Here is a 9,968-nt window from a genome sequence, read left to right as displayed (position 1 = left end):
GTCGGTCGCCACGCATCCATCGGCCTCGGCGAGTCGTATATGGCCGGCGAGTGGACGTCCCCGGATATGCCCGCGCTGCTCGCCGAGTTCGCCGATCGCCAGGCGACCCTCGTGCCTCGCCCACTACGGATATTGCGCGGACTCTACATCCCGCGCCCGCCGCGGGCGACCGACGGTGACAAGGCGAACGCCCGGCGCAACATCTCTTCCCATTACGATCTGTCCAACGCCTTCTTCGCGCTGTTCCTCGACGAGACGATGACCTATTCGTCGGCGTTATTTCCCGCCGTGCCCAGGCGCCGCGGCCGGCTCGCCGAGGACGGCGGTCCGACGTCACACGAGGCGGGTACACCCACCTTTGCCGAGCTCGCCCCCGCCCAGGAAGCCAAGATCGATGCGCTTCTCGATGCGGCGGGGGTGCGTGCGGGGACCAGGCTGCTCGAGATCGGAACCGGCTGGGGGGAGCTGTGCCTCCGCGCGGCGCGTCGCGGGGCGCAGGTCGTGTCGGTCACGCTGTCCGAGGCGCAGCGCGAACTCGCGCAGCGGCGGGCCGACGACGCTGGTCTAGGAGAGAGCGTCGCGGTGCAACTGTGCGACTACCGCGATGTCGAGGGTGAGTTCGACGCGGTGATCAGCGTGGAGATGATCGAGGCCGTGGGCCTGGAATACCTGGGCGAGTACTTCGCGGCCATCGACCGCGTGCTCGCGCCCGGCGGAAAGGCCGCGCTGCAGGCCATTCTCATGGACGACGAGCGCGTGCGCACCACGCGCAACAATTACACGTGGATGCACAAATACATTTTCCCCGGCGGGCGGATTCCGTCGATCGAGGCGATCGAGGGCGCGCTGGACCGGACGCGGCTACGGCTGGGCGCGCGGACTCACTTCGGCCTCCATTACGCCGAAACCCTGCGGCTGTGGGAGGACCGCTTCACCGCCCGCGCCGGCGAGGTTCGTGATCTCGGCTTTGACGACACATTCGTCCGCATGTGGCGTTTCTACCTGCAGTATTGCGAAGCGGGATTCCGGTCGGGGTACCTCGATGTCGCGCAGCTCGTCGTGGAGCGGGAGCGGGAGCGGGACCGGGACCGGGAGCGGGACCGGTGAGCGCGGGGGAGCCCGTCGCCGGGGCGATCGCCCGTGCGATCGGACCGCTGATCGGCGGCGACCTTCCGGTGCGGTTGGAATGTTGGGACGGCTCGGTGGCCGGACCGGCCGACGCGCCCCGTGTCTGCCTCACGTCGCCGGACGCCCTGCGCCGGCAACTGTGGGCCCCGGGCGAATTGGGCGCCGCCCAGGCCTATGTCGCCGGCGAGATCGACGCGCCCGGTGACCTGGCCGAAGGCATGAACCACCTGTGGTCCGTGATCCGCTCACGCGCGCTGGCCGGGGCGCGGCCGGGGCCGAAGGCGGTGGCCCGCCTCGCGCGGCTCGCGGTCACCCTCGGCGCGGTCGGCCCGCGCCCGCCGCGACCGGCCACGCAGTCCAACGTTCGTGGCCGGCTGCATTCGCTTCGGCGGGACCGGGACGTGATCAGCCACCACTACGATCTGCCCACCGACTTCTACGCCCAGATCCTCGACCCGTCGATGGCCTACTCGTGTGGCTGGTTTCCCGCAGGCCAGCCCGATCCGGACGCGAATCCGGACGACACCCTGGCGACCGCGCAGCACGCGAAGTTCGAGCTGGTCTGTGAGGAATTGCGGCTGGGGGCCGGCGACCGGCTGCTCGATATCGGCTGCGGCTGGGGGGCAATGGCGATCCACGCCGCAGCCACCCGCGGCGTGCGCGTCACGGCGGTGACGATCTCCCGTGAGCAGCAACGCTTCGCCCGCGATCGCGCCGTCGCAGAGGGCGTTGGCGACCTCGTCGACGTCCGCCTACAGGACTACCGCGAACTCTCTGCGCGCGATGATTCCTGGGACGCCGTGGTGTCGCTGGAAATGGGTGAGCACGTCGGGGACTCCCGGTACCCCGAGTACGCGCGGGTACTCCACCGCTGCGTTCGCCCGGGAGGCCGGGTGCTCGTGCAACAGATGTCCCGCTCCGGCCGCCACCCGGGCGGCGGCCCGTTCATCGAGTCGTTTATCGCGCCGGACATGTCGATGCGTCCGCCCGGCGTCACTCTCGATCTGCTCACCGCCCCCGGGCTCGAACTGATCGGGGTGCGCGCGATGCGCGAACACTACGCGTGGACCGCCGAGCAATGGCGCCGCCGGTTCCTCGCGCACCGCGAGCAAATAGTCGAGGGCTGGGGCGAGGAGACCGCGCGGGTCTGGGATCTGTACCTCACGGGAGGCACGCGCTCCTTCGCCGAAGGGCGCATGGGCGTGGAGCAATTCGTCCTTCGCCGACCGGAAGGGACGTTTGCCCTATGACGTCGTACGCCACATTCGCCACGGCGTCGGCGATCTGTCTCGTGGCTTTGCTGCTGCTCCAGCTGGGCACGTACGTCGTGGGCCGCCGAATCGGCAGATTCAACATCGTCGACGTCACCTGGGGCGCGGGATTCGCCGTCGTCGCGCTCGTGGTGGTCGCGCTGCGCGGTGCCGGTCTTGGGGGTGAGGTAGGACTCGACTGGCATGTCCTCGCGATCGCCGCCGCCGCGATCGTCTGGGGCGCGCGGCTGTCGGTACACGTTGGCCGCAAGACCGCCGGAAAGGGCGAGGACCCACGGTACGTGGACATGCTCGAACGCAGCGGAGGGTACGACCCGCAGGGCAACCCCCGCGCGTCGGTGATTCTGCGCAAGGTTTTCTTCCTGCAGGGAGCGATCCAGTGGGTGGTGTCGCTGCCGCTCCAGGCGCTCGTCGTCAGCGAGGCCCCGGCCGGTGCCTTCGCCGTGCTCGCCCTCGCGGGGTTGGGCATCTGGCTTCTCGGTTTCGTATTCGAGGCCGTCGGCGACGCCCAGCTCGCGGCGTTCAAGAACGATCCGAACCGCGGACGCATCATGGACCGTGGGCTGTGGTCGTGGACTCGGCACCCGAATTACTTCGGCGACGCCTGCGTGTGGTGGGGGATCTGGCTGGCCGCGTCCGCCGCGGGGCCGGCGGCATGGACCTTCGTCGCCCCCATGCTCATGACCTTCTTGCTCGTGTGGGGCTCGGGCGCGCGCTTGCTGGAAAAGACCATGTCGCAGCGGCCCGGTTGGGATGCCTACGCCCGGCGGGTGTCCTTTTTCATCCCGCGCCCGCCGAAGCGGGAGGGCTGAGCTCCCGCGCGGCGCCCTACCGTCTCGCGCGGCCCTACTGCGCCGCGCGGCCCTCGTGCGCGCTGCCGTCGCCCTCGCCTTCATCCCGATTGTCGTCATCGTCGTCAGCGTCGTCGTCGGACATGAGTACACCGATCGTGACATAGAAGATCGGGATCAGGAGGAAGACGAGCCAGGCCTGCTCGACCCCGACGGCGCGCAGTCCGAAGAACGCGAGCAGCATGAGAATGGGGAAGATTCCCATGAGAATGGTGATCGCTTTGTTCCACGCGGTGCGAGCCTCGTTGTCGCCGGACCGCGCGACCTCACCGGTGTTCTCGTCATCCACCGTTGCCGGAGCCCGGGAAGAGCGCTCCGCGCCGGATGCGCCCTGTGACGTCAGGAATCCATTGAGGGAACCGCCGGGGAGATCGAAGAACAGGGGCTGGAGCTCGCCCAGAGTTTTTGCCTGCCATACCGCTCCGGTGCGGTCTTCGAACTCCGACTGTTCGAGGCGGCCGGCGGCGAAGTGCTCGGCGAGATCGTCGGCCGCGTTCTGGCGCTCCTCATGGCCGATGCGCACGCCATCGCCTGGGACCGGTCCGTTCCTCGCAGAGGGATCGTTTGTCGCAGGGGGATCGTTCGCCTCGTGGCCTTCATTCGCCATGCACACAACCGTAGTCGGAAAGGTCCGACGTCACGCGCGTTCTGTAGACAATTGAACCGGAGTGCGCCGGGTGCATGTAGGGGTGTCGCCGCGCCCCCGAAGGCGTCTCCCCATCGACCAAGTAGACAGGTCTGTCTATCATGGATAATCTACTAGACGTCCCACGGGTCGGTTCGAGAGTGCGCTCCGGCCGGTGACTGCACGAGGCCGCATCCATCCGGCGCCTGCCCGCGCCGCGGCCGGGAGCAACTAAAAGGAGTTCGCCAACCATGACCGCCACTGATACCTCCCAGTCGCGCAAGCGCCCCGCCCGCGCTCCCAAGCCACAGGGGCAGTGGAAGGTCGACGGCAAGGAGCCGCTCAACGCCAACGAGGTGTTCAAGCAGGAAGACGACGCACTCAACGTGCGCTCCCGCATCCTCGAGAAGTACTCCAAGGAGGGGTTCTCCTCGATCGAGGAATCGGATCTCATGGGCCGGTTCCGCTGGATGGGGCTCTATACCCAGCGCCGCCAGGGCCTGGGCGCCCGCGCGACCTCCGACCTCAGCGATCTCGAGCTCGCCGACGAGTACTTCATGATGCGCGTACGCGTGGACGGTCGGGAGATCTCCACCGAGGCTCTCCGCGTCCTCGCCGGCATCTCCACTGAGTTCGCGCGCGGTACAGCCGACATTACGAACCGGCAGAACCTGCAGCTCCACTGGGTCGATATCAAGAACGTGCCCGAAATCTGGCGCCGTCTCGAAAGCATCGGCTTCGAGACGACCGAGGCGTGCGGCGACTGCACGCGCGGTTACCTCAACAGCCCCGTCGCCGGCGTCGCCGCGGACGAGATCATCGATCCGACCCCGTACCTGCAGGAGATGCACGACCGGGTCGTCGGCAATCCCGAATACTCCAACCTTCCGCGCAAGTTCAAGACCGCGGCCACGGGACATCCAAGCCTCGATGTGGTCCACGAGATCAACGACGTCTCGTTTGTCGGCGTGGAGCACCCCGAGCTCGGCCCGGGCTTCGACCTGTGGGTCGGCGGCGGCCTTTCCACCGTCGCGCACTTCGCGGTCCGTCTCGGCGTGTTCGTGCCGCCGGAGCGCGCTGCAGATGTCTACGAAGGCGTCGTATCGATCTTCCGCGACTACGGCTACCGCCGCCTTCGTAACAAGGCGCGGCTCAAGTTCCTCATGAAGGACTGGGGACCGGAGAAGTTCCGCGAGATTCTCGAGACCGAGTACCTCGACTCGCCTCTGCCGGACGGCCCTGCTCCGGAGTACTCGGGGCAGCGTGGCGACCACTCGGGCGTCCACAAGCAGAAGGACGGGCGGTTCTACGTCGGTGCGACCGCAGTGGTCGGTCGCGTGTCCGGCGAGACTCTCGCCAAGGTCGCCGACCTCGCGGAGCAGGCCGGTTCGAAGCGGATCAAGTTCACCCCCCACCAGAAGATCATTATCCTCGACGTCGCCGAGGACAAGGTCGATGCGCTGGTCGAGGGCCTCGTGGACCTTGGCCTACCGGTGTACCCCGGCCCATTCACGCGGGTGGGCATGGCGTGCACGGGAATTGAATACTGCAAGCTGTCGTTTGTCGAGACAAAGGAAAAGGCGCGTACCGTGCTCGACGAACTCGACAAGCGTTTCGAGGGCGAGGTCATCGACCCGCCGATCTCGGTGCACCTCAACGGTTGCCCGAACTCGTGCGCCCGCATCCAAACCGCGGACATCGGCCTCAAGGGCCAGCTCATCGAGGGCGATACCCCCGGTTTCCAGGTGCACCTCGGTGGCAGCCTGGCCGGGGACAACGTTCCCGAGGGCGAGTTCGGCCAGTCGGTTCGCGGCTTCAAGGTGCCGGCGGACGATCTGACCGACTACGTCGAAAAGGTTGTCCGCAACTTCCTGGACGACCGCAGCGAGGGCGAAACCTTCGCGAAGTGGTCGCGCAGGGCGGAGGAGGAGAAGCTCAAGTGAGTCTCAACATCCCGGGTCTCGCCGGTTCGCTCATCTCGGTGAGCGAGGAGAAGGCCGACCCCGCGGACATCGACTACGTCGCCCGCGACGAGCGGCTGAACCCGGACCCGAGCCTGATCCCGGACCCGGCGGACCTCGGCCCCGGCCGCGTGCGCAGCGAGGCGGAGCTCAAGGAGATCGCCGAGGCAGCAGCCGAGGAGTTCGCCGATGCGAGCACCGACGAGATCCTCGCCTGGGCCGCCGAGACCTTCGGCAACCGCCTCGCCGTGGCCTGCTCGATGGCCAACACCGTCGGACCCGAGTACACGGCACGCTTCCAGCCCGGCGTGGACGTGCTGTTCCTAGAGACCGGCTACCACTTCGCCGAGACCCTCGAGGTGCGCGACCAGCTCGCCGCGAAGGGCACAGTCAACGTCATCGACGTGCGCGCCAAGGAAACGGTTGCGCAGCACGAGGCGAACTTCACGGGCAAGCCCTACGAAATCGACACGACCGCATGCTGCGGTGCGCGCAAGGTAGCCCCGCTCAACGCCGCGCTCGACGGCTACGAGGCCTGGGTCACCGGCATGCGCCGCTCCGACTCGGTCGGCCGCGCCGACACCCCGGTCGTGCAGTGGGACCGCTCGCACAAGATGGTCAAGGTCAACGCGTTCGCGAACTGGACGCTGCCGGAGATCGAGCGCTGGGCCGCGCTCAACGAGGCACTCATCAACCCGCTGCACTATGACGGTTTCCCGTCGATCGGATGCGGGCCGTGCACGCGCCGTGTCGCCCCGGGCGAGGACGCGCGCGCCGGCCGCTGGGCCGGCTCGGGCAAGACCGAGTGCGGAATCCACCTATGACCCTGGCTCCCTACGCCCCGGCCGCACCGCTGGCCCCGTCGGACATCCCCGACTCGCCCGCGCCTCTCGCCGCGGGCGCCGTCACCCCACGTATGACGTCGGACGCCGCACCTTCCCCGGCCGACTCGTTCCCGCTGGCCCTCCTCTTGGAGGGCAAGCTGGTGGTGCTTGTCGGCGGCGGAAAGGTCGCGGCGCGCCGGGCCGCCGCGTTCGCCGGCGCCGGCGCGCGCCTGCGCATCGTCGCGCCGACGCTGCACCAGTCGATTGCCGAGCTCCTCGGCCCGCGCGACGAGTGGGTGCAGCGCGAATTCATCCTCGGCGACCTCACCGACGCCTGGCTCGCGCACACCGCGACCGGGGACCCGGCGGTCGACGCCGAGGTCGCGCGCGAGGCCGAGTGGCGGCACATCTTCTGCGTCAACGCGGGCGACCGCGATGCCGGCACGGCCGCCGTTCCGGCGCGCGCCACCGCGCACACATTCACCGGCCGCGTGCAGGTGGCCGTCGATTCCGGCGATCCGCGGCGCTCGGTCGCCGTCGCCCGGCATATGCAGGACGAGCTCGAATCCGGCCGCGCCCCGCTGCGCCCGCGCCGCCGCAGGTGATCACGGCCGGCTTCGCTGCGCCCACCGCGGTGGTCGCCTGGCACGGCACCCGTAACCTCGAAGGGCGCGCCGACACCGAACGCCTCACGTCGCTCCTCGGCGCGCGTCTTGCCGGCGTCCGCGTGGTCGCGGGCTTCGTCGACGAAGATGTGCAGGCACCTGCGCTTTCGGACGTGCTCACCGCCGAACTCGCCTCTACATCTGCCGAGGTAGTAGTAATCCCGGCGTTTATCGCCGCCGGCTATCACGTCGGCCACGACATAGGGGCGGCCGCGCAGGTCGCCACGCGCGGCGATCGTGGCCAGCTGAACCGAATCCGAGTCACCCCGCACCTCGGCCGTGACCTGCGCGATCAGCGCGGTGCGCCCGAGTCCCGCCTCGTCAACGCGATCCTCGCCTCGGCCTCAACCGCACCGGGCGCCGACTCCGATGGCGACGCCGCCGGTCTGGCCGGTGCGCGCAACCTCGTCCTGGCAAGTGCCGGTTCCTCATTCGAGTCGGTAGGTGTGGAGATCGAGCGACTTCGCGCCGCCGTAGCCGAGCGATACTTCGAGGGCGAGGTCCGGCATGCCGTGCTGAACGCGTCGTTCGACGTCAACAAGCGGGAAATCTGTGTGCCGCTGCTGCTCGCGCGTGGCTTTTTCGCCGGACGGGCACGTGGGGCCGGCGGCGCTCAGGCGCCGTTGCTCGGGGACGAGCCTGCCGTCGACCACATCATCGAGGCACTCGCCGAGCGCTTTCTCGACGCGGCCGAAGAGCGTCAGTAGTCAAGCGAACGGAAACGAGCAGGTTGCGTTCTCGTTAGGTTTCGCGGTGAGGCGTGGCCCATTCCGGCCGGTCAAATACGTATTCCGTGGGCTTTCCCGTGAGCCGAACCAGCAAGCGTAGGTGCGGGTGCGCCTCTGCGGAATTCGCTGCTACGACCTCGAGCTCGTAGCCGGACCCGTTCAGAACTGAATGAGCATGGTCGAGCAGGGGCACAGGCACGTACCCCAGCTTGAGCTCGCCGTCCATTACATCGATAGTTCGGGAATTGAACTTGTTCTGGGGATCGTGTCGAAGCTCAAGGGCAGTGCCCGGTAACAGCTGTTCAATCCTGCTGTTCGCAGCTTCGGACATGTGCCTGATGCCGTGAACGAGGAAAAGGGATGTCGATTGCATTGATTGCTGATCAATCGTCGGCACCGGAATCAACTCGATCGGGTCGCCATCACGATGTCCACCGGACGACGTAAGGATCTCCCATGGCTCCGCGTCTTCCGAAAGTCCTAGCGCTTCCAAATACTCCGTTCGATCCGGTCGTTCGGCACCAATAATTCGCTCCGCAAACGTTGGGAACATCCGCGGGGAGGTGTACACCCGGGAGCGGTCGCGAAAGCCGATGAGCGGAACAAAGGACTCTTCGTCTCGCAGTTGTGTCAAGTACGAGAATTGGTACGACGCGTGGTTACTCTCGTCGAAGACTCGGTCTAAGAACCCAAGAGCCCGGTACGTCATGTCCCGCGCATCGCGACGCGTGACGAGAAGACGTGAAAGTCGCGCCCCGACGCCGGTGGAGGCCGTCGTTGAAAAGGGCTCAATCGAGAGCATGACGTAACCTCCTAAGATTCACTTCGAGTACGTTCTTTATGAACGTACTCGTTGATTCCGACAAATCAGGGACCGAATCAACAACTGCTGTGGCCTGCCCTAAATCTAGGCTGTTGAGCCTCTCAACCCAATACTTGCGGGAATCTTCCGAACACATCGACAGACCGCGTTCGGCGAGATAGACGAGACTATTGCGCGCTCCGCCGTCAAACTTGCGGGTATTGCCCTTTTCGCACCATGCGGCGGCAGCACTTCGGTCTGTCCTAGGCGCTCGAAAACTGTCGTCAAGTTTGCTGCCTAGGGACGACCCATGATCAAACGAGGGGGCAAGAAACTCTCTGCCGTCGTTCGGCCGCTGGAGTATCGCCCAATTGTGGGCGTGCCGATCTGTATTGGCGATGAGGGCGTCCAACAACAAATAACCGGCCCAGACATCGAAGGCTTGCCACTCACTGTATGCAGAGTCTGGCGGTCCGCCCAGGTCCCTCAAACTTTGGTGAACCGCCTCCAACGTGTGCCCTATGCATTTGTCGGTGTCGAATTCGGGATCCAGCGAACTGAGGATCGTAGCGCCTGGCGCGAATTCCCAATTGCTAGGGGCGAAATCCAGACTCATTGATCCTGTGAGCAGCTCGCCAGACGTGTGATGGTGGACTTTTGCGAGACGGGTGACCGCAGACGGCACGGCAAGAAGCTCGGCAATTTCGAAGGATATCTTTTCAGCCCAGTGCTCGCCGCACCGTAAGAAGTCCGGAGCGTCACCTTTGGCAACTCGTTCTTTGGAGAGTTTGAGCTCCTTGAAGGTGTGCGGCTTGAACAACCAACGACCACCGTCCGATGAAGGATCGCGAAACCATCGTTTCTCCGTGGCGCCGGCCGACTCGACCTCGCCTCGTATCCAGGTGTCGAGGTTCTCCACGCGAAAAATTTCGGGCACGGTCCTTAGCTTATGGATGACGCGCTCCCGCGTGGGTGCTCTTCACTCTTGGGTAGTTCTTTTTGTCCGCGCGAAATTCACGCGCATTTCACGAGTTCCGAACCCCAGATTTTCTTCCGGGGTGAAACCTGTTCTTTGCGTTGCCGTCTGCAAAATTGTCGGGCGGTCGCGCAACC

General features: G+C 66.3%; 10 protein-coding genes. 7 read left to right on the top strand and 3 right to left on the bottom strand.

Features of this window, described 5'->3' with window-relative positions; genetic code table 11:
- The 3 genes from K8V11_RS04870 to K8V11_RS04860 all read left to right on the top strand — a co-directional run.
- A partial coding sequence (locus K8V11_RS04870; RefSeq protein ID WP_303911312.1) for a cyclopropane-fatty-acyl-phospholipid synthase family protein occupies nt 1-1,107 on the top strand: 1,107 nt, incomplete at its 5' end.
- Nucleotides 1,104-2,378, top strand: coding sequence for a cyclopropane-fatty-acyl-phospholipid synthase family protein (locus tag K8V11_RS04865; protein WP_303911311.1), 1,275 nt, complete (start codon nt 1,104-1,106; stop codon nt 2,376-2,378). The genes K8V11_RS04870 and K8V11_RS04865, both read left to right, overlap by 4 nt.
- A complete protein-coding gene (locus K8V11_RS04860; RefSeq protein ID WP_303911310.1) occupies nt 2,375-3,211 on the top strand; it encodes a DUF1295 domain-containing protein in 837 nt (278 codons plus the stop codon). Before K8V11_RS04865 ends, K8V11_RS04860 begins: the two co-directional genes overlap by 4 nt.
- 34 nt (nt 3,212-3,245) lie before the next feature.
- Here the strand turns inward: K8V11_RS04860 and K8V11_RS04855 are convergent, their stop codons facing one another.
- Nucleotides 3,246-3,857, bottom strand: a complete 612-nt coding sequence (locus K8V11_RS04855) for a DUF1707 domain-containing protein (RefSeq protein ID WP_303911309.1) — start codon at nt 3,855-3,857, stop codon at nt 3,246-3,248.
- A gap of 269 nt (nt 3,858-4,126) precedes the next feature.
- Between K8V11_RS04855 and K8V11_RS04850 the strand changes: the two genes are divergently transcribed.
- The 4 genes from K8V11_RS04850 to K8V11_RS04835 are packed head-to-tail and all read left to right on the top strand — an operon-like array spanning nt 4,127 to nt 8,032.
- Nucleotides 4,127-5,818: a nitrite/sulfite reductase gene (locus K8V11_RS04850; protein ID WP_303911308.1), complete on the top strand. Its 1,692-nt coding sequence runs from the start codon at nt 4,127-4,129 to the stop codon at nt 5,816-5,818.
- Nucleotides 5,815-6,660 carry a phosphoadenylyl-sulfate reductase gene (locus K8V11_RS04845; protein WP_303911307.1) on the top strand — a complete coding sequence of 282 codons (846 nt, stop codon included), beginning with the start codon at nt 5,815-5,817 and terminating at the stop codon, nt 6,658-6,660. The genes K8V11_RS04850 and K8V11_RS04845 overlap by 4 nt, the downstream gene beginning before the upstream one ends.
- Entirely contained in the window at nt 6,657-7,265 is a 609-nt protein-coding gene (locus K8V11_RS04840) for a bifunctional precorrin-2 dehydrogenase/sirohydrochlorin ferrochelatase (protein WP_303911306.1), read from the top strand. Before K8V11_RS04845 ends, K8V11_RS04840 begins: the two co-directional genes overlap by 4 nt.
- Nucleotides 7,262-8,032, top strand: a complete 771-nt coding sequence (locus K8V11_RS04835) for a sirohydrochlorin chelatase (RefSeq protein ID WP_303911305.1) — start codon at nt 7,262-7,264, stop codon at nt 8,030-8,032. Before K8V11_RS04840 ends, K8V11_RS04835 begins: the two co-directional genes overlap by 4 nt.
- A 34-nt stretch (nt 8,033-8,066) precedes the next feature.
- On the opposite strand, the gene K8V11_RS04830 is transcribed toward K8V11_RS04835, so the two are convergent.
- Entirely contained in the window at nt 8,067-8,855 is a 789-nt protein-coding gene (locus K8V11_RS04830) for a hypothetical protein (protein ID WP_303911304.1), read from the bottom strand.
- Nucleotides 8,842-9,792 carry a hypothetical protein gene (locus tag K8V11_RS04825; RefSeq protein WP_303911302.1) on the bottom strand — a complete coding sequence of 317 codons (951 nt, stop codon included), beginning with the start codon at nt 9,790-9,792 and terminating at the stop codon, nt 8,842-8,844. The genes K8V11_RS04830 and K8V11_RS04825 overlap by 14 nt, the downstream gene beginning before the upstream one ends.
- Between the last annotated feature and the right edge of the window lie 176 nt (nt 9,793-9,968).

Source organism: Dietzia timorensis (assembly GCF_020742175.1).
GTDB classification, from domain to species: Bacteria; Actinomycetota; Actinomycetes; order Mycobacteriales; family Mycobacteriaceae; genus Dietzia; species Dietzia timorensis_A.
The sequence above is the reverse complement of the archived record's forward strand: the minus strand, read 5'-3'. Positions and strand labels throughout refer to the sequence as shown.